Below are 22,461 nucleotides of genomic sequence, written 5' to 3'. Positions count from 1 at the left end.
TTCGCTATCCCGCCACGGAATACCGCGGAAGACGACTGACCACTCGTCGAACGCATGCGCCTCCCGTACCATGAGCCGTTCCGCGGCACTTGGTTGCAGAGAGGTGACCGAATTGAAGCTGCTCTTCATGCCCTACGCCTCCGCGTCCGGAACCTGGGGCTGCACCGTCTACATGCTGTCGATAGCCCAGGAGGCCAGGAAACGGGGACACCAGGTGTTGTTCCACGTGTGTCCGCCGAGCTCCGGGTTGCTCGCGGAAAACGGCTTCGCCGTGCGCGAATTCGAGGGAGTTCCCAGCAGGAACACGGCGGCTCCGGTCGACGACATCTACGACGTCTTCGCCTCGCTCCGCCTGGACGACGCCGACTACTGGGCTCACCTCATGGAACGCGAACGTGAGGTCATCGAGGACTTCCGACCGGCCGCCGTCGTCGCCGACATGCGGCCGACCGCCACCATGTCCGCGCGGCGCCTCGGCGTTCCGCTGGTCGGCATGGCCTCGATCGGAACGGATCCCCGCTCGCAGAAGCGGACGCCCGGCCACCCCCTGGACGACCTCGCCCGACGGGCGACTCGACGGTATCTCGGGCGGGCCGTCGACACCTTCCCTGAGCTGCTGTTCTGGTCCGCGGACAGGAAACTCGCATCGAGCTTCGCGGAGTTCGAGCCCGAACTGGCCGACGTCCCCGGCCTGGCGTACGTGGGGTACCTCGACGGCACGAACCGACGGGGCCTGGACGGCCTGCCACCCCGTCCGGAGCGGCTGGTGGTGGCCTATCTCAGCACCGTCGGATGGAACTCCGACACCATGATCCGTTCGCTGGCCCGCACCGCCGAGCTCGCCGACGTCGAGATCTGGTGCGTGACGAACGCCAACGGGCGGACGGAGCGGGTCAACGAGCGTCTGACTCTCTTCGACTACCTCCCGCTCGACGAACTCCTGCCGGAATGTCGCGGCCTGCTGTTCCACGGTGGCCAGGGCACCGCGCTGTCCGCGCTGTTCCACGGGGTACCCGCCGTCGCGTGCCCCGGCCAGAACTACGAGCGCCGATACAACGCGGAGCGCATCGAGTCCCTCGGGTGCGGCGTCCACGCCTCGGTCCTGGACCTCAGGCCGCGCACCCTCTCCGGACTCCTGACGCGGATCGTCGACGATCCCGCCTTCGCCACCGCCGCGGCTCGGGGGCGGGACCTCCTCCGCGCCCTGCCGGGACGCGCCGGTGCCGTGGACGTCATCGAGGACCTCATCGAGAACCGCTGAGTCCGCCCCGCCGACGATGCCGGCGCATGCCGCGGGGCCCCGGGCTCAGGGCCACCGTTCGACGCGGACCCCGTCACCCGGGGGGTCGTCTCCAGCCACCGCCGCGACGACTCGGCGGGCGATCGCGGGAGCGTACTTGAACCCCACCCCGGAACACGCCACCAGCGTGGCGACCCGAGGGGCGACCCACCGCAGCACGAAGGCGCCGTCCGGCGTCTGCGTGTAGCCGGCCCGCACGGTCGTGTGGTTCCGCGCCTCACCCACTCGTGGATAGAAGCGCGTCAGAGCCTCGAGGTCCCTGCGCCTGGTCACGCGAACCAGCTCCTCGGCGCTCAGCCGGCTCGCCCCGGCGGGAGCCGCGAAGTGCCCGAACTGGAGCCGTCCTTCGGGGCCGAACGGGACGACGCAGAAGCGCTCGTCGCCGTGGGAGACCAGGTAGAAGGCCCCGGGTTCGGGGAGGCCCGGGCCGTTGCGGAACGTCGCGAGTTGCAGATGCGCGGGATCCACGCGCAGCCCGGGGAGGCGCGCCCACCCCGGCAGCCGCACGGTCCAGGCGCCGGCGCAGATCAGCAGCGTGCCGGCGGCCACCTCCTCGTCGCCGACGCGCAGGGTCACCGTCGAACGCTCCGCCGGCCGGTCCCCACCGAGTTCCACCCGCTGCCCGAAGACCAGTCGGGCTCCCGCCCGGCCAGCCCCCTCCCGGAGGGCGAGCACGCTCGCGGAGGCGTCCAACAGCGCGCAGTCGGGATCCCTGACGCACGCCCAGCCGTCCGCCAGCGCGAGCCCTCTCAGCAGCGGGTCGTCGGGAGCGACCCGTTCAAGCCGTCTCCCCCGGGCCCGGAGGATGTTCGGACGCCGCCGGTCCGCGCCCGTCGCGAGCAGGACCGCGGGCACGGACCGAACGAGCCGCCGTCCGCTCTCCCGGGACAGCAGCCGCCACTGCTCGGCGGACTCCCGCGCCAGCGGGCCGAGCGAGGCACGGTGCGGATCGTTCTCGCGGAACATCCGGACGGGGCCGCCCGACGCGCCCCACACCTGGTCGCGCGGGGACTGCTCCACCCCGAGAACCCGCCACTTCCGCGCGGCGAGCTCGCGGCTGACGGCGCTGCCGTGCACGCCCAACCCGATGACGGCGACGTCCGTCCGGATCATCGTCCCCTCTCCTCGCGGTCGCCGATCCCTGAGGTCCGCCGCCGCCCCGAGCACGGCGTGCTCGGGGCGGCGGCGGAACGATCCGCGCGGCACCCGAAGGTCCCGCGCCGGGAGCTACGACTGCCGATCCTGCGGAGCGGAACCACTCACCACGATGGTGAGGCGCTCGTGGGGACTCAGCAGACCCTCGCGGGCCGCCTCCACGAGGCCGGCCCAGCAGATATGGGCGGACTTCTCCAGCGCGTAGTCGAGCGGCACGCCCGCTTCCGCGCAGCCGTCGGTGAACGTCGCGGCACTCCGCTCCACGCGATCCGGCGTCACGGCGTCGATCCGCGAGCCGGTCCGCGCCAGGAACCTCCTCATCAGCGGCAGGGTCCGGTTCGGATTGGTCGACTGGAGCGTGGGCTCGAAGGCGCGCTCCGGCGGCACCATGTCGTTCGGGTCGATCTCGTCCCGGCCCTCGCGGATCGCCGCTCCCATGACCCCGGCGTCGTCCGCCTGGAAAAGCCGGTAGGAATGGGTACTCACCGAGGGCAGACCGACCGAACGGGCTCTCCGTATTCCGCGTTCCATGCCCAGCGGTCCGTATCCGCTCGCGATGGTCACCGCGATCAGCGTCGTGTCCCGGCAGTGCTCGGCGATGGCCAGGCCCAACGGGACCTTCCCCTCGATCTTCCACTGGCTCGGGGTCAGCCGGACGGCGTCATGCGCCTCGCTGTGCGCGATCGCCGCGTTCGCCGCGGACACCATGTTCCCGGATACGGCCACGATGGCGGAACGCCCCAGTGACATCGTGGGGCACTTGTGCGCCGACGCCTTGGGAACGAATCCGGTGCAGGCGATTCCGGCGCGCTCCAAGTAGTGTTGGTAGGCTCGCGCGGTGTTCCCGGAGCTGTGCATGGCGACGGACCGGAGTCCCCATTCCCTGCACTTCGCCGCCACCAGCACGGCCTCGTTGTCCTTGAAGGTTCCCGTTTCGTTCCGCGTCTGCGGCAACAGGCTCACCGACGTCACGCCCAGCACCTCCGCCAGGCGGGGCGCTTCCACGGGTCGGAGCGCCGCGTCCGAACTGGCCAGGGGCCCCGGGTCAGCCACCGGCAGGAGGCTTCCGTACCTCCCCACACCCGGTACGTCGAGTACCGCATCGTCCCATTTCTCGTACGTGTCGAACGTCGGCTGGAGAGACCCGTCACAACGGGGACAGGTCCATTCCGTCGGGCCTTCCGTATCACGCACGACACCGCGGCAGTCAGAGCAGAGGAACGTCACCGTGGCACCTCACTTCCCACTCGTTCGACCGAGAACCGGGCGCGACGCCGTCCGACAGGCCCTCAGCACGTCCGAGATCCGCCGTCCGACGGACGCGGGATCGTGCTGCCGGTCGCCGAGCAGTGCGCTTCCCATGGTGAAACCCCATGCCCCGGCCCTTGCTATCCGTTCGATCTGGGCCGTCTCCGACACGCCCCCGGCGACCAGCACCGGCGCCGTCGCGGCGGCCGTGACGGCGGCCAGGAGCTGAGACGGTTCGTGCGCCTCCTGGCGGTACGGCATCAACACGACGCCGCCGACGCCGCTCTCGCGGCCGAGTTCGTCGGCCAGCGCGTACAACTCCTCGGCGGAGCTCCCAAGCCTCAGCGGGCTGCCGGAGAGGGCGCCGAGGAAGGGCCAGTACTGCGGGGCGTCGTCGGACTTCAGGGCGTCGAGGAAGTCCTCCCGCCAGGTCGCCACGACCTTCTCCACGCCGAGGTCGATCGCGAGTTGCACCCCCGCCTCCTGTCCCCGCGCGCTCATGTCGGCGACCTCCAGGAGGACGGACCTGCCGTCGGCGTGGGCCGCGTCCGTCACGTCCCCGAGCAGGCCGGGGTCCGCCCCGACGTCCTTGACGGCGATGTGGTGGAGGTCGTGGAGGTCCCGCTCCGCCAGCCTGGTGTACACCTCCAGCGCGTCCGGGATGGTCACGTCCCGCTCGGTGAGCATCAGGACGAAGTTCGTCGCCGCGTCACTCATGTACTCGACCCCTTGCTGTGTCGGCGGATGTCGGCGGATGTCGGCGGGGCGTGCGGAACCGGCCGAGGGCAGCGCTGTCACGGCGCCTCGTCTCCCTTCCGCACCGGGGGGATCGGCAGCGGAACGACGCTCCACGTCGTCCCGTCCTCGAACCTCACGGTCCCGTCCGGGGGTACGTCCACGGGCAGGTGCGCGAAGCAGAGGGCGCGCCGGTCCCTCGGCGAGTAGCCGGCCGACGTCACGTACCCGGTCAGGCCGTCGGACGCGCCGCCGAAGAGGCGTTCCCCGACGGTGCGGCAGGGCGCGTCGGGGCTCGTGGGGCGCAGCCCCGCGATCCGCATCCGGCCGCCGGCCTGGGCCGGCTTCTGGAGGGCCTCGAAGCCCATGTAGGGCGGGTGCTTGCGAGCCGACACGACGTGCCCCAGGCCCACGTCGAAGAGGTGGGTGCCGCGATGGATGTCCAGGGGGCACAGGAAGAAGGAGAACTCCTGGCACTCCAGCCGGTAGGTGGCCAGCACGTCCCAGCCGCACGGCGCGTACGTCTCCGGGGCCGCCACCATCGCTCGCCATGCCAGGTGGATGTCTTCGGGGGCGGCCCACATCTCGACGCCGATGAGGGTGCGGACGACCCACACCCGCGCACCCCACCGCGTGCGTGCCCGCAGACCACGAAAGCGACCCAGACGGGCCAGGGGCGTGGCGAACTCCTCGGCGAGGAGCGCCGCCATCGCCGGCAGCCTCGCGGATCCCTTGATGTTGAAGGAGCTGATGTCGACCTCCTCGACCCGGGTGCCGGGGTGGTGGTCGATGGCGTCATGGAGCCACGTCGGTGGTCGGGCCTCTCCTCCGATCGACACGTGGAAGCCGTCATCGCCCACCCGCAGCACGACGCCCTCGGTGTCCACCGTCCCCTCCGGGGTCGTGAAGACCACGAAGGCGGCCTGGCCCACCTCCAGCAGGTCGACCCGGCGCGGCGTGAGCAGGTTGAGGACGTCCGAGGCGTGGGGCCCGGTCACGGAGAGGTAGTACATCCCGCCGCAGGGGAACACGCCGGCGCCGCGTGTCACCGCGGCGTACTGGTCCTCGAACGAGATGCCCCGCCAGGTGCTGACGGAGGCGACGTTGCCCCCGAGCACGCAGTAGGACTCCGGTTCGCCGTATCTCTCCGCGATGGTGCGGATGGCGTCACCCGGATCGTTTCTCCGCAGCGTCCTGGGGCTGTCCCGCATGGCGGGGTGATCGGGGGGCAGCGTGCGCCAGGTCCACCCGTCGGCCGGAAAGGGGATCTCGGGCCCGGTGTCGAACCGCGGCCCCAGGTCCCACGGACGAAGGGCGACGGAAGGGGATGCGTGAAGTGTCAATTCTCAGTCCTCACATGTCGGTCGTCACCGCGTTCCTGTCGGAAGAGCGACGCTCACCTCTGCCCGGCGTCGGTCAGCCGGACCTTTCCGGTGTCCGTTCTCGGAATCACGTCCACGACGCGGACCTCCCGCGGCACCTCGACGTCCCGGAGCACGGAGCGGCAGAAGTCGATGACCTCCCGGGGCGAGGCCGTCAGCGAGCCGGATTCGGCCAGCAGGATCGGCACCGGGCCGAGGCGGGGATGGTGGCCGACGGTCAGTGCGAAGTCGCCGAGCCCGGGACATCCGCTCACCAGCCGATGTACGTGGGAGAGGTCGATGTTCTGCCCGGCGACCTGGATGACCTGGTCGGCACGCCCACTGAGGGTGAGTGTCCCCTCCCTGAGCGATCCGAGGTCGCTCGTGCGCACCTCTCCCCCCGGGAAGGGCTCGAGCCTGCCGGCCCTCCGGTACCCGAGTCCGTGGTTGACGCCCCCCACGACGATCCGGCCCGCAGCGTCACCGGGACTCACGGGTTCGACCCGGATCGTCACGCCGTCCAGGGGCTCGCCGACGGTCTCGCGCAGCGTCCGGTCGGAGGTGGCGGTGTTGAGGGTGACGGTCCCCGCCTCGGCGAGGCAGTAGGAGTTGCGCGGAGGAACGCCGAGGTGCCGTCGGATGCGGTCGAAGGTGGGCGCGGGCAGGGGTGCGGAGCTGCAGATCGCCCACCTGAGATCGTCGTACCCGCCGGCTCCGGCCTTCCTGGAGAGGACCTCGTACGTGTACGGCACGCCGTAGACGAGCGTGGGCCGCGCCAGCCTCACCTGCCGGTGCGCGTTCGCGATCCGCGATCCGCTGAGCCGCCCGACGTGAACGATGGCGTCCGCCAGGAGTCCCGGCAGCACGACCATGCCCAGCACGCCGGCGACCGACAGCGGAAGCGGCGAGTACAACACGTCGTGCCGCGTCAGCCCCAACCGGCGTGCGTAGGCGCTGACGTTGTGGGACAGCCCAGTGTGGGCGAAGCTCACGCACTTGGGGGTGCCGGTGGTTCCGGAGGAGACGAGGTCGAGGGCGACGTCCCCGGGGGCGCAGGTCGCCTCCGGGGCCGTCACGGCATCACTGGCCAGGAGATCGGCGTACGTGGGTCCGTCGTGGTGGATCGTGGGCAGGCACCGGAGGGAGAGCGCCGCACCGGTCTGGTTCCGGATCGACGTCAGCTCCTCGGGCGCCGTCGCCCCGCCCACGACGGCCGGGCGAGCGCCGACCCACCAGGCGCCCAGGACACACGCCAGGAGGTCCGCGCCGTCGCCGTCGTCGACCATCACGACGCCGTCGTCGTGGCCGACGCCTCGCGCCCGGAGTCCGGCGGCCGCCGCGCGGGCCGCCGAGACGAGGTCGGTGGCGCGATACTGCTGACCGCCCATCACGACGAAGCCGCGGCTGGCACGGACGAGTTCCAGGAGGGTTTCCGCTGGGAGAGTCATCGGGCGTGTCCTAACCGGGCTGCTGCTCCTCGACCTGTTTCCCCCTGCTGAGCGACGCGATCGAGGCGACCAGGCCGTCCAACGAGGTCCACCAGTCGAGTTGGGTGTCGATGATCTCGTCGGAATCGATGTCGAACTCCTCCTCGAGCAGGACGAGCAGTTCCAGGACCTGAAGGGAATCGAGGTCGTTCAGGTCGTTCTTCTCCGCGTCCGGACGAAAGCCGAGTACCTGGTCCACGACGGTGAGGACGCGCTCCCGGATGCGGTGCTCCTCGATAGGCCGATCTGGCATGAGTGTTCGCTCTCCATGTCCTTGAGGACGCAACCGACCACGGATTCCTGTCGCTGCGTACTCGAGCCGTCTGTGAGGCTTTGGTTTGCGGGGATGGTTACTGATCGAACCGGACGTACCTCGGCCGTACCGGCTGGCCCTTGAAGTCCTTTGGTATTTCCACGACGAACTCGATCCGCTGCGGAACCTTCGTCGCGCTGAGCTGCTCCCGGCAGTGCCCCAGCAGTTCCTCGGCCGCCGTGCCCGGCGAGGCCACGACGCGCGCCGTGGGTGTCTGTCCGAGCCGCGGGTGGTCCTCGCCCACCACCATCGCGTCGGTGACCGCCGGATGGCGGAGCAGGGCGTCCTCGATCTCCTGCGGGTCGAGCTTCGCGGCACCGAAGTGAATCTTGTGGTCGTTCCGGCCCGTCAGATGGATGAACCCCTGCTTGTCGCGATAGCCGATGTCGGTGCTGACCACCCAGTCGCCCTGGAACACCGAGGCGGTCTCCCGCGGGTTCTTCCGGTACCTGGTCGCGGTGAACGGACTCCTGACGCAGACGCGGCCCTCCCGCGTGTCCGGCAGCACCGCGCCGTCCTCCCCGCGGATCTCGACCTGCACCCCGGGGAGCGGCCTGCCGACGGAACTGGAGATGACCTCGGGATCCTCCGACTGGTTGTACGCGATGTGCCCGGACTCGCTGGAGCACATGATGTTCCGAGGAATGATCCCGGCGTCCGCCATGAGCTGACGAATGGTCGTGGGCCGCAGCCGTGCGGAGGTGGTCAGCGCGAGACGGACGGTGCTGACGTCGCTCGGACGGGGCCGCTTCCGAATGGCGAGCTCGTAGGCGTAGGGCGTCCCGGAGACCACGGTGATCCGCTGCTCGCCTATCGCCTGCCAGAACTGGCGGGGCGACTGCAGCGGGATCGTCACCACGGTGGCCCCGGCGTAGAGGGCGGGGAGAACGGACGTCGTGGAGAGCGCCGTGGTCATGGCCGTGACACGGTCATCCGCCGTGATTCCGGTGGCGGCGACCAGCTGGTCGATGTCGTGGCTGAGCCGGCTGACCCGCCGGTCCACGCACTTGGAGCGACCCGTCGTGCCGCTGGTGAACGTCTCGTGCCAGGCGCTGTCCTCCGAGGTCGCGACGGGGCCCCGCGAGGCCCGGAGCAGCGTGGCGAACGACAGCGATCCCGGCGCGTCGATCGTCGTGTCCGAGACCTCCATCACGGGTTCGCACGCAGCGAGGACGGATTCGCGTTCCCGAGCCTTCAGATAGGGCGGGAGAACCGCGACGCGCAGCCCGAGCGACCATCCCGCCAGGGTCAGCGCCAGCGACTCCTCGAGGTCGGGGTGGGAGACGACGAGGCACACGTCGCCGGCCTCCCGGACCCTGGGCCGAAGTCCCTGTGTGAGCCGACCCGTGAGATCAGCGAGTTCCCCGTACGTCGTCACGCTGCCGTCCCTGACGATGGCCGGACGTTCGGCCCTGTCCGCTTCCAGCACTGCGTTCACGATGCTTGCCATGTGCTCTTCCTCTATCGCTCTTTCCGGGCTGCGCGGATGCGCCGGAATCGATTGGGAGACGGTTTCGCAGAGGGGCAAGAGACGGAGGTTTGTTCGTCGGCAGAAAGTTGCGCTCGCGTCGCCTCTTGGAATCGCATAAGACACCACGGTCTGGCGGGCTGTCAACTAATGCCGATCACACCTGAACACGCATTCTCATGCTCTTGCCGGACCACTGGAAAACCGCTATGGCGGTCGTCATCCATCGCCTTGGGAGGCGTGGGGTGTGTCCGGGGAAGAAGCGGGAACCGGTGGCGCGTCGGATCAACGTGACGAGAATTCCGAGAATTCGAGGAGCGGGGACAGCTCACTGCCCGAGAGTGCGGACCGGAAGTGCCGTCGAAGTGTGGCGATTGTCGGGCCCGGCGGAATATCCGCGTCGTCCAGGCAGGAGACGTCCACGAGGTCGGCGAGCGTGCCCGCCAACGCGACGCCGTCCGCCGCGGTGACGTCCGGCAGCGGGATCGGCGCTCTGCTGAACGGTATTCCGACCTCGGCCGCGATGCGCTCCATGACGTCGACGGTGATGGACGGCAGACAGCCCTCCCAGGATGGCGGGGTGAACACCCGGCCGTCTCGCTCGACGAGCACGGCGGCGCCCGCGGCCTCCGCCAGGCGCCCCTCCGGGTTGAGGAAGAGGGCGTCGTCGAAACCCGCGGCCCGTGCGCCCAGGCGCGCGAGACGGGAGAGCTGGTAGTTGGCCACCGACTTCACCTGCGGCGGCAGGGAGTCCGGCCCTGGCCGCCGGAGGGCGGAGACCTGCACGCGCACCGTCGCGTCGTGGTCGGCGGTCTCCTGCGCGAACGCGGCGATCGTCAGGCTGCACGGCCCGGCCTCGTCCGTGAGGCGCGCGCCGAGCGCCATGGGCCGGACGTAGGCGAGAGTCCTCCCGGTGGCGTCGAACTCCGCGCGGGCGACGACCGACGCGGCGCGGAGAATCTCCTCCTCGTCGTAGGCCACCGCGATCCGGAGGGAGCGCGCGTGTCGGAGGAGACGTCGCGCGTGCGCCCGTCCGCTCAGCAGCCGGACCCGGCCGTCACCGGTCAGGTCCGCCCGCATGCCGTCGAACACGGCGGCCGCCCGGACCACGGCGTCCGACATGAGGGGTACCGAGAGCGAGCGCCACTCGCGGAGGCTGCCATCGGCCCAGGCGGTGCCGTTCTGCTCGTCGCTCATGTTTCCTCTCCTTGTGTCCACGGGTCGCTGGTCGGCGCGTAACACCACGCGGCGGTGACCGATCTCAGGCGTTCCTCGGTCTGCGAGAGCGCCTGGGGCAGCGCGAAACTGCTCTCCACGTGGGCCCGCGCGCCCCTGCCCAGGTGCACGCGGACGGGCGCCTCGGCGAGGAGGTAGTCCAGCTTGTCCAGCCACTCGTCCGGTCTTCCCGGCTGCGCCAGGACCCCGTGCCGGACGCTCCTGACCACGTCCCGGTTCTGCGGGCAGTCGGCGGCGAGGAGCGGCCGGCCCGCCGCCAGGGCGCGCAGTGCCGGAAGCGTCTCGTCGACGGTCGCGCTCGGCACCACGACGACGTCGCTGTCGGCGTAGCGGGCGGGGAGTTCCCCGCGGTCACGCACCAGCGTGATGTCGCCGCCGCTCCAGAGATCTCCGGTCTCGCCCGGACGGTCGCCAGGAGCGAACACCACCGTGTGGACCCGCCGCCGGCGCTCGGCCCGGACGCGGTCGAGCAGGGAAGCCACGAAACGTTGATCGTCGAGCGGCGTGGCGGACGCGTCGAAGAAGACGCGGAGGCGGTCCCGTGCCGGCGACGTCGTCGTGCGGCGGCCGCGTTCCGCGGGCCCGACGCTCGTCTCCAGCCGGATACCGGGCGGCACCACGAAGACCCTGTGCCGATCGGCGCCGTGCCGAACGGCGGCTCGGGCGTGGCGGTCGGACTCCACCAGGAGGCAGTGAGCGGGCAGGTGCCGGCAGACGAGTCGGCGGTAGCCGGGCGCGGGCGGGGCGGGGCCGAACAGGTTCGCGGGGAGGCAGAGAACGAGCGGAACCCCGAGGGAGTCGGCGAGGATCGCCGAGGGGACGGGCGCGGCCATACCCATCGACAGCACCGCCTCCGGCTTCGGGGCGAGGCCCGTCAGGCTCCACCACGTCGCCGCCGGATGCGGCGACATCCTCTCCTCGGGCTCGGATCCCGGTGACGACCGCCCGCCCGTGTGTTCCCCGTCGGAGGCGGACGACCCGGTGTCCGCGAGGACGTAGAGGGTCACCTCATGCCCAAGATCGCGCAGTCCGTCGGCAACGACGTGCGGATCTCGGGAGCAGTCTCCCTCCGCCGGAACGGCGCCGTCCGCGACGAGAGCGATTCTCATGGGGCGTCGTCTCCCTGGAAGAGGGTGTCCCGCCGCAGGAGCGGAGTCACCTCCCATTCCTCGGGTCCCCACCGTGCGGCGGGAAGCAGGGAGAGAGCGCCGTCGGAGCACGGTGCCGGCGCGCTCCGGCCGTCGCACGACCGGGCATGTGGAAGGACGGCGTCCGCCAGTCGCTCGGCGAGGAGCGGCGCGAGGACGAGTTTCCCCGGAAGCCCGACCAGGACGTTGTCGAACGAGGTGGGCAGCACGGCCATGTTGGACACGCCGAGTGCGAGGTCCCTCCGCGGCTCCACCTTCACCGCCGGATAGATCCCCCACAGGGCGTCGTCGTCGTGCCAGACGTCGGGCAGGAAGCGCCTGATGACACAGCGGATCCCCGCCAGCCAGTGGGAGCGCGAGAGCGTGGCGTCCGCGCTCGGCGCGTAACTGATGAAGTTCGATATCAGCAGGTACCGGCCTCGCTCCTGATCGCGGGTCCGCGGCACGGCGAAGAGGCCGAGGGCCTCCTGCTCCGGGACGGCCAGACCTGTGGCGCCGACGGCGTTCGACCGCACCACCAGCATGAACGAGAGGCGTCTCGTGACGCGGGAGGAGATCCGCGCGTCGGGGAGCGCCGCGGTGAGGCCCTCGCCGTTGGCGAGGACGAAGCTGTCGGCGCGAATCCGAAGCGTTCGCTGCCCGGCCCGCACCACGAGGGAGGCCGCTCTGGTGCCCGGACGGTCGGGCACAAGGCTCACCGCCCGGCCGCTGCGCAGGGTCACGCTGGAGGGCGCGAGCGTGTCCCGGAGGACGTCCAGCGGCCTGATCGCCGATTCCGGTCCCGACAGGAGCCACCTGAAGGGTCCCGCGACGACGTCGTCGGATCCGCGGTACTCCAGGCCGAGACGGTCCCAGGTTCCGGTGATCACGTCGTGCGTGCGCTCGTGCACCCCGCCGACGCGACAGCCCACCAGGGTGTGATGGCCCGGTGCTCGTCGCACGATGCGATCCCAGCGCCGGGCGCCCCTGTCGAGCTGGTCGACGTCCTCGGCCTCCGCGTCCGGGAACACCGCGCCTCGGTGGAGCCATCCGTGGCATTTCCCGGTCTGTCCCGAGCACAGACTCTCCTGCTCGACGACCAGCGTGGATATCTGACGCCTCTCCAGTTCGAGGGCCGTGAGCAGCGCGGTGACGCCGCCTCCGGCGACGACCGCGCCGGGCCAGCGGATCTCCGGCGTCGGCTCGGGCACCGCCCCGGCCCTCTCGTGCCTCGTCCGCGTCGGCCGCCTCGTCATCGGCCGTCCACGCCGATGCGGGTGATGTACGTCATGTGCAGGCCGCGTCGGATCAGCATGCTCTGCAGGCGCGGCAACGTCCCCTGGGGGATGCTGCAGTACCAGGGGTCACGTCGCCGGAGGACGCCGATCTCGAGCCAGCCGGGCACGGGCTGGAGAGGATCGCCGAGCGTGGACTCCACCGCGGCGCACCAACCGGGTTTGGGAAGGGGATCCAGCGGGGTGGGCTCGCCCCTGTCGAGCGAGAACCGCAACGTCCGGTCGGAACCGGCGGTGGCGACGAGGACTTCGGTTTCCTTGCCGACGAGGTAGCTGGTGGCACAGAGCCCGGCGAGCACCGTTCGATTCCTTCGCGGGGACCCGAAGCGCACGGTCCCCGACTCGGGATTCGCCCACACCATCGAGGAGCCGACGCGCAGCGGCGTGCGAGCGAGCATGGCGTTCCCCTTCCCTTCACTGAGCGGACAGCGGACACAGGCGGCGCGACGCGGGGCGGAACATCGATCGGCCACGAACGCACCCGTCCGCTCCACGTCGCGGGCGCTTCGGCTCCCGGTCTCAACCCGCCCTCGGTCCCTCGGACCTCCGCGCCTCCAACGCGTCCGCCAGGCTCAGCCAGCCGGCGGCGCACTGCCGTGCCACCCTGGCGACCAGCTCGCTCCGGTGGGCGGGCACGATCTCCGCCAGGAGGGCCCACTGCTGTTCGTCGGCCTGGACGCTCAGCAGGCGCAGCAGGGCCCGGCCCTGCTCGGTGAGTCGCAGCGCCGGATCACGGCGCAGCCTGAGGACCATGGACTTGGTGTGCTGCCATCCGGACGTCGGACGCTGGGGCATGTTCCCGCCGGTCCGGTGCCGCGTGATCCCCACCGGAACGTTCCTCCTGCGCTGCGAGTCCGGAACGGGATCCAGCCCCTGCCGCAGCCGCTCGCGCACGTCCATGGCGGTGGCCGGAGCGATTCCGGCGGCCGCGGCGACCTCCCGGACGGAGGCCTCCGGATGGTCGGCCAGGAACCTCTCCGCGCGCTCCCGCCCCGCGGCCGCGTCAACCGGGCGGGATCGGCCGTCTCGACCGACCCGCCGGGTGTTCAAGTGGCCGATCTGATCACTTGAACGTCGAAGCGTCCCCACGGTAGCGGGGGCCAGGCCGGCCACGGACGCTATCCTCCTGTCCGACCAGGAGGGGTGGCTCCGCATGATCCTCACGGCCGCCGCCGAACGGTCCTGCTGGCTGAGTGGCAGTCCGTGGCGCGTGTTCTGCCTGACGGCCTCCACGAACTCGTCCGCGGCGACCCCCTCGTAGAACCGGGCCTCGATGAACGTGTCGCCCCGCAGCTGCGCGGCCCTGAGGCGATGCATCCCGTCGATGACGCGCATGGTCACGCGGTCGACGAGGATGGGCGGCAGCCTGCTCTCGACGCGTGCCAGCAGCTCGACATGCTGCGGGTTCTCTCCCTCCAGACGAGGCGAGTCCGCTGGCTGGAGTGAACTGATCTCCACGCTCACGACAGAAGAATCCGACCGCGCCGCCCGGGAATCGCCGCCCTGCCTCCGGACGTCGAGCCTGACGGGGAGGTCTGTCGACGTCTTCCGGTTTCCTGCTGTCCTCTCAGCCACGACATGACCTTTCGCGAGTTCTTATCGGCACAGGCACCCGGTGCCCCACAATTCCGCTCGGTCGCGGTCGCGATCAGCCTCGCCACGCGAGTTCGTCCGGCAGCTCACCGGTGCGGAACCAGTCGACTATCAGTCCCGGATTGCCGCGCACTAGGGCCAGAAACCGTTCGTAGTAGGCCTCTTCCCGGCGCAGGTCCGCCCCGGTGCACCGCCGGATAGCCCTCTCGTACAGTGGCCCCGTGAACTGCCGCAGGATAAGACGCCAACGGAGAAGAAGCTCGTACGGCCTGCGGTACTTCTCGACGAAGAACTCGTAGTTTCGCACCCAGTCCGACCATTCCTGTTCGAGGTCGTGGTGGTGCGACAGGCCGAACGCCGGAACATCGATGATCCGGTACTCGGCGCCGGCCCGGAAGAATCGGTAGCCGATCTCGTTGTCCTCCTCTCCCCAGCCGACGAATCCCTCGTCGAAGCCTCCCTGGGAGTCGACCAGCGAGGAGCTGAAGCCCGCGTGTCCGGTGGCGAACGACACCCAGGGATGCCGCACCGCGCCCCTGGAGATGAGCGAGAGCCATCGCCCGTGGACATCCGGGGACCACGACAGCTCGTTGAATCCCCTGTCGCCGGGCTGGTCGAGGAAGAAGTCCCGCGGCACGCCGTCCGGGTAACCGAGCTCCCCCATTCTCCTGTTCAGAGCCGACAGGACCTCCCTCGGCGCGTCCCGCAGGCGGTCCGACGGTTCGCCGTCCCCGGTGTGTTCCCGGATCGGGGAGGTGGCGACATGCCGGACGCGCCCTATGGTCACGAGCGGCGCGTTCGCGCTCCGAGCAACGCGATCGTGTTCGGCGAGCAACGACTCGGAGGGCACGACGTCGTCGTCAAGTGAGACGACGTACTCCCCGCGTGCCAGGCGGAGGGCCTCGTTCCGCGCCGCCGATCGTCCGGCGTTCGTCGCGAGGTGAGCGACCCGCAGAGCCGCCCAGGTCGCGTCCCAGCCAGCCGCCCGGTCGAGGAGTTCCAGGGTTCCGTCTGTGCTGCCGTCGACGGCCACGACCACGTCGTAGTCCACGTCACCGCGTTGCCGAGCGAGCCGGCGGAGCGTCCATTCGAGGGCGTCTCTCTTGTTGTACGTTGCGATGATGACGCTGAGCACAGCGCAGTCTCCTTTCGCATGACCCGATTCACGGGGACACTCCGTGCGGTGTCGCCGTGCGGGGCCGGCGCGGGTGAGGGCGTGGTCATCGGCGCCCGGGGCAGGGAGATCACGGTGATCTGCGCGGCATCGTCGACCACCTACGTGCCCACGGCGGTCCCTCCCTTCGCCGTCGGTGGAACGCGTGACGCACCCTGCTACACCGACAGCCGACTGACTACCTCGTAGGTCATAGGGGGTGCGAGGGTCACAGGCCGCTGGAGGCCCTTATCCGGTCGAGCCCTTGCCGCGCCCGCGTCGCGCGGAACGCCAGCCCGTTCCGTTCGGTGATCTCCAGCACGCGCCGGAAGCACGTCTCGGCCGCCGCCGGGTCGTTCCCGGCGGCATGGATGTTCCCCAACACGTTGAGGGCGAGCGCCTCGATGTCGGCGCTGGCCATCTCCCGCGCCAGGGCGAGCGCGGCACGGCATTCGACGAGTGCCTGGGCGGTGTCGCCGTCGCGTCGCAGGCAGTCGGCGAGGTAGGCACGCCCGCGCGCTTCGAGCTCCTTGCTGCCGACGTCCCGGTTGAGCTCCAGGCCCTGACGCAGGTGCCGCAGCGCGGATCGCAGCTCTCCCTGCTCGGTGCACGCCCATCCGAGGTTCGTCAGGGCCAGGAGCTCCGCATGACGGTTCCGCATCCGCTGGGCGAGTCCCAGCATCTCGAGGTACGTGGCGACCGCCTGGTCGTACTCACCGAGGTAGGTGTACGCGACGCCCAGGTTCCCCAGCAGGATCGCCTGGTCGCGCGCCGAGCCGGCGTGCCAGATCAGGTCCCTGGCCTGGAGCAGGATGGCGAGGGCATCGGAGGGCTGCCCCAGCCGGATGTGGACGATGGCGAGATTGTTCAGGATGCGCCCGGCACCCAGATCCGTGCCGCGTTCGCGCTCGAGCGCCAGCCCGTCCCGCAGCGTCCGCAGGGCGTCCGCGAAACGCCCGGCGCCGATGTACCCGAAGCCGAGGCTGCGGTGGATGGTGGCCTCGCCCTCCGCGGAGTCCGCGGCCCGCGCCGCGCCGAGCCCCAGCTCGTAGCCGGCGAGCGCCTGGTCGACGTCCCCCTGCCGCAACAGGCAGGAGCTGAGGACGGCCGCGAGTTGCCAGGTGAGCTGGAGCAACCCGTGGGCATGAGCGGACTCGATCACGGGGAGGAAGTTGTGATGCGTGGCGGCCACCACGGCCTTCGCGTCGGCCATGGTGCGCAGCGGCGGCAGCTCCGAGCGGTGGCGGGGGCCGGGCGCGATCAGCTGCCGGCCGGGATCCACCAACTGCTCCACGGCGTAGCCGAGGTCCAGGTAGTGCTGGGAGAGCCGACGAACCGCCGCCTCCCGCTTCGTCGCCGGCTCCTCGCGGCACACCGTGTCCCGGGCGTGATGCAGCACCAGGTCGTGGAAGTGGTAGCGGCCGGGAACGCGCTGCGCGAGCAGATGTCCGTCGAGCAACGCCTCCAGCAGCCGCTCGGCCTGATGCACCGGGGCGGCCAGCAGCGCCGCCGTGTCGTGGGCGTCGAAGTCGGTCCCCGCGTGCAGGGCGAGCAGCCGGAACAGGCGCTGCTGCTCGGCCGGAAGATGCCCGTAGGAGACACTGAACGCGGTCCGGACGCTGCGGTCTCCGGCCGACAGCTCGGAGAGCCGGCGCTGTTCGTCCCGTAGCCGCTGCGCCAGGTAGGCCACGGTCCAGGCGGGTCGATGGTGGAGGCGCGAGGCGGCGATGCGGACGGCGAGCGGCAGCAGGCCGCACAGCTCGACGACCTCGTCGACGTACTCCGCCTCCGGCTCCGTGCGCCGGACGCCGGCCACCCGGCGGAACAGGTCCACGGCGTCGGCACGCGCCATCAGGTCGAGCGACAACGAGGTCACGCCATCGAGGGAGACCAGCCGCCGCCGGCTGGTGATCACGACGCCGGAGCCCGGGGAGCCGGGCACCAGGGCGCGGACCTGGGCGGCATCCGACGCGTTGTCGAGCAGGAGCAGCATCCGGCGGGTCGCCGTCTCGGAACGCCACCGGTCCGCCCGCTCCTCGGGATCCGAGGGGATCTCCTCGGGCGGCACGCCGAGACCGAGCAGCAGCAGTTGGAGCGCGGCGGCCGTGCTCAACGGACTTCGGCCGGGCGTGTGGCCGTGGAGGTCGACGAACAGCTGCCCGTCCGGGTACTGGTTGGCGATCAGGTGGGCGACGCGCACCGCCAGCGTGGTCTTGCCGATGCCGGCCATGCCGTCGAGGGCGGTGATGAGCAGCGCCGTCCGGCCGGACTCGCCGGCCACGGCCAGCAGCCGGCTCAGCTCGCTGGTTCGCCCCATGAAGTCGGCGAGATCGCGCGGCAGGGCGCGCGGGTGCCGAGGGGCTCGCCGGGCGAGGTGCGAAAGCTGGGCGGGTTCAACGGTGTGCGGAAGGTCCGAGACCGGCTGGTCACCGCCCAGATCACCGGCCCGGTCCTGCGCGAGGCCCAGCGTGCCGTGCGGGGTGGCGGATCGCGGGGGCGGTTCCGGGACGTTGCGCAGGACCCGCAGGTGCAGCGCGCGCAGCGCCGGTCCCGGCTCGATGCCCAGTTCCTCGTCCAGCCTGCGGCGCGCGCGCTGGTAGACCTCGAGGGCGTCCGGCTGCCTGCCCGACCGGTGCAGCGCGAGCATGAGGTGGCCCGCGAGTCCCTCCCGCAGCGGGTGGTGCGCGACGAGCTCCGTCAGCTCGGGCACCAGGCCGGCCGCCTCACCCACCGCCAGACGCAGCTCAAACGACAGTTCCTGTGCGGCCAGGAGCTGCTCGTCGAGCCGCGAGGCCATCGCCTCGATCGCCTTTCCCGTCAGGCCCGCCAGCGCCGGGCCCCGCCACAGCGCCAGGGCCTCGGCCATGGTCTCGACGGCCGCCCGCTCGCGGGCGGCCTCGCGGTGGCGCAGCGCCGTCTCCACGGCGCGGTTGAACCGGTGGGCATCGATCTGTTCCTCGGCGATCTCGACGCGGTACCCAGGGCCGTCGGTGACGACGAGGGCACGGGCCGGCCCGAACTCCCGACGGAGCGTCGCGATCGCGTTGTGCACCTGGCGACGCGCGGTGTCGGGAGGGGCGTCGTCCCACAGCGCGTCGACCAACTCCTGGGTGGTCACCACGCGGTGAGGGTGGAGCAGGAGCATGGCGAGCAGCCGCAGCTGCCTGGGGCCCGGGAGATGCTGGCGCACGCCGCCGATTCGGATCTCCATCGGTCCGAGAATCCGGAACTCCGGTCCGCCCGCCGCGGCCTGGTTGCTCGTCGGAATCCTGATTCTCTCCGCGCGTTCCCCGTCCGCCATCGCCCCATGAAGAGCTGGCGTAACGTCAGCAAATCCCCCCGCCCAGAGGACCGCAGCCGTGGTCCAGGACGCCGATGGACCGCGCCGTCGTCGCGTCGGCGTGCGGTTCGGCGCCCGTAGCCCAGGCGCCCGAGGCCAGCGCGATGGCGCAGCCGAGCACGACGAGGGTCCCGGTCAGCTTCGTGATGCGTGCCATGGTCTTCTCCCGTTTCGTTCGCGGTCCGTCCCACTCGGCCGCGGTGCGCCGCCGAGTGGGACCCAGGCTCACGAACGGCGCTATCGATCCGGCATCGGTCGTGCATCGGCGGAGGGCGCCGGGATGCCACGCCGAGGCCCGGGCGAGTGCGCCGAGATGCCGGGGGGATGCCGTCGGGCGGCAGCATGGGCGCCCACGCGGCCAGGGCGGCGGTCAGGCGGGAGACGGGGAACGGGGGACGGGACCGTGCACACCATCATCGTGATGTACGAGGGCGGCACCCGACCCGAGGAGCAGATCCGACTGCGGCCCGGGGAGTCCCTGGAGTTCGGCAGCGGTGGCCGGCCGTCCGGTGCGGACCGACCGTACCTCGCCATCCCGCATGACGGGGTGTCGCGCACCGCCGGCCGTATCACGGCTACGGGCGCCTTCTGGACGCTGAGCAACCTCAACTGCTGTAACACGTACGTGGTGGAGAATCCGGAGGGCGCCGGCGAGCACATCAAGGTGGCACCGGGCCGGCTGGACGCTCCGGTGCCGTTCGAGTTCGCCCGGCTGGTGGTGCCAGCCGGCGGCGAACTGCTCAGCTGCCAGGTGTGGGCGCCCCGCCACGACTACGCCGAGCCGCCGGCGTCGCCCGCCGACGGCGAGCCCATGCTCCCGGCGTTTCCGCTCGACCGCAGCGCGCGGTACTTCCTGGTGCTGGCGGCGCTCACCGAGCCCCGGCTGCGAGGCGCGCCGCACGCCCCGATCCCCACGGTCTCCGAGGTCGTGCACCGGCTGCTCCCGGTGTGGCCGGAGGCGAATCCGACCACGGTGCAGTGGAACATCGACTACCTGGCGGTCAAGATGCGCCTGAAGCCCGCGTCGGGAGCGCCGGGCTCGTGCGGACGACGACTCAACGGCAAGAAGGAGGCCCTGGCCTCGCTCGCCCTCCGGTTCGATCTCATCCGCGAGGAGGAGCTGACGGTCCTGGAGGGACGCCATGCGGACGCCGTGCCCGGCTGGCGCTGAACCCGCGCCGCTCACGGGCCAGCACGATCCCGCCACGGCACCGCGCGGCCCGCGTCCCAGCCTTCCGTCGACACGCTCTGGAAGTCCGCCTCCGAAATGGTGGGCCCGGGTCCCATGAGTTGTTCTGGGAGTCCGTGCCGTCCATGTCCTCCGTCTCGGTGCCGGTGTAGGCGATGTTGTGGCGCAGAGTGCCCCGGCCGACGACGGCGCCGCTCTCGTCGACTCCCAGCATGTCGAAGAGATCGATGGTGTTGTTGCTTTCCGAGATCCACTTTCCGAGATCCAGATTCCCCAGGACTCGGCGTTCAGGTTGTGTTGTTCTGCGGCACGCCCGTGGCTTCCAACCCTTGGGGTGTATCCAGCTCCCGGTGACGCTGAAGCCCTCGATCCGACAGTCGTCCGTCATGCCCTCGGGGTGCCGGCCCGCGGCCGGCACCCCGAGGCGACGCCCGCCGGTCGGATCAGGCGGCGGGCGGCGGCTCTCAGTCGGTTACTCGCTCTGCTGGACGAGTGAGAGCGCGTCGACGGTGAAGCCGCCCGAACCCGCCGCCCGCACGGTGACGGTGACGTCCCCGCCGGGCAGTTCGATGCCGGTCAACTCGTGTTCGGACCAGTCGCCCGACGAGGAGACGTCAAGGGTCCTTTCGTTGCCGTCGGCGTCGGTGACCACGACCTCCCCGGCCTCTCCCCTGGCGGACAGGGACAGGGTGTAGACGCCTGCGGGCATCTCCTCGATCCGCTGCTCGGCGCCGCCGCCGTCGCCCATCTGGAGGGCGAAGCGGCTGGAGTTGGCGCCGCCCTCGACGTTGGTCACCCAACCGCCGGTGTTGGTCCACCCGCGCACCTCGGAGACGATGATCCGGTCGGCCTGGAAGTCGGGGTTGAGGAGGTAGTTGTTCTGCGGCCCGACGCGCCATTGGCCGGTGGCGGCGTTGAACTGCCACTGGCTCATCGAGTGGAACTGGAGCTCGCCCGCCTCGTTCTGGTTGATCGGCACCCACTGGTTGTAGCCGATGCCGTTCCAGGCGAAGTCGGCCCAGCGGTCGCCGGCGTAGAGCACCGTGGTCTCCTCGGTGCCCTCGACGGTCACGAAGAACCCGGTCTGGGTCACGTGGCTGTAGTCCATCTCGGTGCCCGACATCGTGTACCAGTCCGTGTAGTCACCCTGGACGTCACCGGAGGTGGACTCGAGGACGTAGTTGACCGAGGTGTTCCAGCCGTGCAGGTCCGAGGCGGCCATGTAGTAGGTGCCGTCGAGCTTGAACATGGCGTTGCCCTCACGGCCGTCGGCATGGCGGCCGACCTCCACCGCCGGCTCCGCACTCAACGAGTCGGACTCGGCGAGCCGGGAAACGAAGGCTCGGGAGCGTCCCTCTCGGTTGGAGAAGATCAGGTAGTCCTGCCCGTCGTCGTCGGTGAAGACGGTCTGGTCCCCCGTACCCGTCGTTGGTGAGTTCTGGACCTGCGTCTGGAAGTTGCCGTAGACGAAGTCGTCGGTGGGCGAGTCGCCCTGGAGGAACAGCACGCCGTGGTCGTGCGTCGGGTGCCACATCTGCACGGGAAGCACGTACTTGCCGGTGTTCTCGTTGTACGCGACGCCGAGGCGTCCCACCCAGCCGGCGGCGCCGAGGTTGCCGCCCAGCTCGCCCAGGCCGGTCTCGGTCGTGGCGATGTCGTTCTCGAACGTCCAGTTCACCAGGTCCTGCGAGGAGTACACCGGGATCGACACGAAGGACGCCTCGTTGTCGTACTTCCGTGACGGATCCTCCCGGTAGGACTCGGCGCCGGCGTAGTGCACGCCGTACCAGTAGTAGGTGTCGCCGAACCTGAACACCCCACCGCCCTGGGAGTAGATGGGGTTGCCGTCGGTGTCGTTCCAGAACGTGTCGTTGGTGATCGTCTCGAACGACGCCTGGAGTGGCTCCAGTTCCGAGGCGGCCGTCTGCAGCTCCGTCTTGGCCGCCGCCACCTCGGGCGCGGTCGCCGACGGATCGCCCGCGACATCGGCCGCGGTGGTCAACGCCTCGGCGAAGGGCCGCCAGGAGTCGGCCGGGTAGTCGGTGGGGACGCGGGTCTCGTAGTCGGCGACCAGCGTGTTCAGGCCGCGGATCATCACCAGGTCGTCCGTGGCAGCCTGCAACTCCGCCCGCGCCAGGGCTCGCTCCGCGGCGGTCGCGGCGTCCTGTTCGACCAGCCGCGCGGCCTCCTCCCGGGCCGAGGCGAAGGGTGCGAAGGAGTCGGCCGCATAGTCCGCCGTGGCGTAGTCGGAAACCTGCTCCGACAGCTCGGCGAGGGGCCCGGTCGATGCCGTCTCACCGCTGACCGCGTTCCCGGCGGCAACCGGACCGGCTGCCGAGAACAGTCCCGCTACCAACGCGAACGACGACGCGGCGACCAACAGCCTCCGCCGCCCCGCACGCACACGTGATCTGTGGCTCATGTCGTCCTTTCCTCTCGTTTCTTCTCGCTTCTCGTTCTC

Annotated in this window: 18 protein-coding genes; 2 read left to right on the top strand and 16 right to left on the bottom strand. The window is 70.7% G+C overall.

From position 1 onward, the window contains the following. The first annotated feature begins 103 nt into the window (after nt 1–103). Nucleotides 104–1,261 carry a glycosyltransferase gene (locus ABGB06_RS31930; RefSeq protein WP_347596309.1) on the top strand — a complete coding sequence of 386 codons (1,158 nt, stop codon included), beginning with the start codon at nt 104–106 and terminating at the stop codon, nt 1,259–1,261. Nucleotides 1,262–1,306: 45 nt separating this feature from the next. Here the strand turns inward: ABGB06_RS31930 and ABGB06_RS31925 are convergent, their stop codons facing one another. From ABGB06_RS31925 to ABGB06_RS31855, 15 genes are all read right to left on the bottom strand, one after another. Next, nucleotides 1,307–2,413, bottom strand: a complete 1,107-nt coding sequence (locus ABGB06_RS31925) for an FAD-binding oxidoreductase (protein ID WP_347596306.1) — start codon at nt 2,411–2,413, stop codon at nt 1,307–1,309. 114 nt (nt 2,414–2,527) lie between these two features. Further along, on the bottom strand, nt 2,528–3,508 hold the full coding sequence (locus tag ABGB06_RS31920) for a pyridoxal-phosphate dependent enzyme (RefSeq protein WP_347596303.1): 981 nt from the start codon (nt 3,506–3,508) through the stop codon (nt 2,528–2,530). A gap of 183 nt (nt 3,509–3,691) precedes the next feature. Then, nucleotides 3,692–4,420 carry a hypothetical protein gene (locus ABGB06_RS31915; RefSeq protein WP_347596300.1) on the bottom strand — a complete coding sequence of 243 codons (729 nt, stop codon included), beginning with the start codon at nt 4,418–4,420 and terminating at the stop codon, nt 3,692–3,694. A gap of 77 nt (nt 4,421–4,497) precedes the next feature. Continuing rightward, nucleotides 4,498–5,649: a hypothetical protein gene (locus ABGB06_RS31910; protein ID WP_347596297.1), complete on the bottom strand. Its 1,152-nt coding sequence runs from the start codon at nt 5,647–5,649 to the stop codon at nt 4,498–4,500. A 185-nt stretch (nt 5,650–5,834) separates the two neighbouring features. Then, the gene (locus ABGB06_RS31905) at nt 5,835–7,247 is read right to left on the bottom strand and encodes a long-chain fatty acid--CoA ligase (protein ID WP_347596294.1); all 1,413 of its coding nucleotides are present in this window, start codon (nt 7,245–7,247) and stop codon (nt 5,835–5,837) included. Between the two features lie 10 nt (nt 7,248–7,257). Next, nucleotides 7,258–7,539: a hypothetical protein gene (locus ABGB06_RS31900; RefSeq protein WP_347596291.1), complete on the bottom strand. Its 282-nt coding sequence runs from the start codon at nt 7,537–7,539 to the stop codon at nt 7,258–7,260. Between the two features lie 97 nt (nt 7,540–7,636). Continuing rightward, nucleotides 7,637–9,049, bottom strand: coding sequence for a fatty acid--CoA ligase family protein (locus ABGB06_RS31895; RefSeq protein WP_347596288.1), 1,413 nt, complete (start codon nt 9,047–9,049; stop codon nt 7,637–7,639). Between the two features lie 303 nt (nt 9,050–9,352). After that, nucleotides 9,353–10,264: an aminotransferase class IV gene (locus tag ABGB06_RS31890; protein ID WP_347596285.1), complete on the bottom strand. Its 912-nt coding sequence runs from the start codon at nt 10,262–10,264 to the stop codon at nt 9,353–9,355. After that, a complete protein-coding gene (locus tag ABGB06_RS31885; RefSeq protein ID WP_347596282.1) occupies nt 10,261–11,412 on the bottom strand; it encodes a glycosyltransferase family 4 protein in 1,152 nt (383 codons plus the stop codon). Before ABGB06_RS31885 ends, ABGB06_RS31890 begins: the two co-directional genes overlap by 4 nt. Beyond that, a complete protein-coding gene (locus ABGB06_RS31880; protein ID WP_347596279.1) occupies nt 11,409–12,641 on the bottom strand; it encodes an FAD-dependent oxidoreductase in 1,233 nt (410 codons plus the stop codon). The genes ABGB06_RS31885 and ABGB06_RS31880 overlap by 4 nt, the downstream gene beginning before the upstream one ends. Nucleotides 12,642–12,682: 41 nt before the next feature. After that, nucleotides 12,683–13,123, bottom strand: a complete 441-nt coding sequence (locus ABGB06_RS31875; protein ID WP_347596276.1) for a hypothetical protein — start codon at nt 13,121–13,123, stop codon at nt 12,683–12,685. 121 nt (nt 13,124–13,244) lie between these two features. After that, on the bottom strand, nt 13,245–14,189 hold the full coding sequence (locus tag ABGB06_RS31870; protein WP_347596273.1) for a ParB/RepB/Spo0J family partition protein: 945 nt from the start codon (nt 14,187–14,189) through the stop codon (nt 13,245–13,247). A 184-nt stretch (nt 14,190–14,373) separates the two neighbouring features. Then, on the bottom strand, nt 14,374–15,453 hold the full coding sequence (locus ABGB06_RS31865; protein WP_347596270.1) for a glycosyltransferase: 1,080 nt from the start codon (nt 15,451–15,453) through the stop codon (nt 14,374–14,376). Nucleotides 15,454–15,700: 247 nt separating this feature from the next. Then, on the bottom strand, nt 15,701–18,682 hold the full coding sequence (locus ABGB06_RS31860) for a BTAD domain-containing putative transcriptional regulator (RefSeq protein ID WP_347596267.1): 2,982 nt from the start codon (nt 18,680–18,682) through the stop codon (nt 15,701–15,703). Between the two features lie 115 nt (nt 18,683–18,797). Next, the gene (locus ABGB06_RS31855; RefSeq protein ID WP_347596264.1) at nt 18,798–18,968 is read right to left on the bottom strand and encodes a hypothetical protein; all 171 of its coding nucleotides are present in this window, start codon (nt 18,966–18,968) and stop codon (nt 18,798–18,800) included. Between the two features lie 246 nt (nt 18,969–19,214). Between ABGB06_RS31855 and ABGB06_RS31850 the strand changes: the two genes are divergently transcribed. After that, nucleotides 19,215–19,982 carry an FHA domain-containing protein gene (locus ABGB06_RS31850; protein ID WP_347596261.1) on the top strand — a complete coding sequence of 256 codons (768 nt, stop codon included), beginning with the start codon at nt 19,215–19,217 and terminating at the stop codon, nt 19,980–19,982. 490 nt (nt 19,983–20,472) lie between these two features. On the opposite strand, the gene ABGB06_RS31845 is transcribed toward ABGB06_RS31850, so the two are convergent. After that, a complete protein-coding gene (locus ABGB06_RS31845; protein ID WP_347596259.1) occupies nt 20,473–22,422 on the bottom strand; it encodes a family 43 glycosylhydrolase in 1,950 nt (649 codons plus the stop codon). Nucleotides 22,423–22,461: the final 39 nt, after the last annotated feature.

It is taken from the genome of Streptomyces sp. B6B3, from assembly GCF_039871525.1.
Lineage (GTDB): Bacteria > Actinomycetota > Actinomycetes > Streptomycetales > Streptomycetaceae > Streptomyces.
Note: the sequence above shows the minus strand (reverse complement) of the source record. Positions and strands in the feature narration are given on the sequence as shown.

What these genes read in the sequence shown, in the direction of transcription:
- ABGB06_RS31855 (WP_347596264.1), bottom strand. Translation starts at nt 18,968, where the DNA reads ATGGCACGCATCACGAAGCTGACCGGGACCCTCGTCGTGCTCGGCTGC.
- ABGB06_RS31885 (WP_347596282.1), bottom strand. Translation starts at nt 11,412, where the DNA reads ATGAGAATCGCTCTCGTCGCGGACGGCGCCGTTCCGGCGGAGGGAGAC.
- ABGB06_RS31860 (WP_347596267.1), bottom strand. Translation starts at nt 18,682, where the DNA reads ATGGAGATCCGAATCGGCGGCGTGCGCCAGCATCTCCCGGGCCCCAGG.
- ABGB06_RS31915 (WP_347596300.1), bottom strand. Translation starts at nt 4,420, where the DNA reads ATGAGTGACGCGGCGACGAACTTCGTCCTGATGCTCACCGAGCGGGAC.
- ABGB06_RS31875 (WP_347596276.1), bottom strand. Translation starts at nt 13,123, where the DNA reads ATGCTCGCTCGCACGCCGCTGCGCGTCGGCTCCTCGATGGTGTGGGCG.
- ABGB06_RS31910 (WP_347596297.1), bottom strand. Translation starts at nt 5,649, where the DNA reads ATGCGGGACAGCCCCAGGACGCTGCGGAGAAACGATCCGGGTGACGCC.
- ABGB06_RS31900 (WP_347596291.1), bottom strand. Translation starts at nt 7,539, where the DNA reads ATGCCAGATCGGCCTATCGAGGAGCACCGCATCCGGGAGCGCGTCCTC.
- ABGB06_RS31895 (WP_347596288.1), bottom strand. Translation starts at nt 9,049, where the DNA reads ATGGCAAGCATCGTGAACGCAGTGCTGGAAGCGGACAGGGCCGAACGT.
- ABGB06_RS31890 (WP_347596285.1), bottom strand. Translation starts at nt 10,264, where the DNA reads ATGAGCGACGAGCAGAACGGCACCGCCTGGGCCGATGGCAGCCTCCGC.
- ABGB06_RS31845 (WP_347596259.1), bottom strand. Translation starts at nt 22,422, where the DNA reads ATGAGCCACAGATCACGTGTGCGTGCGGGGCGGCGGAGGCTGTTGGTC.
- ABGB06_RS31925 (WP_347596306.1), bottom strand. Translation starts at nt 2,413, where the DNA reads ATGATCCGGACGGACGTCGCCGTCATCGGGTTGGGCGTGCACGGCAGC.
- ABGB06_RS31905 (WP_347596294.1), bottom strand. Translation starts at nt 7,247, where the DNA reads ATGACTCTCCCAGCGGAAACCCTCCTGGAACTCGTCCGTGCCAGCCGC.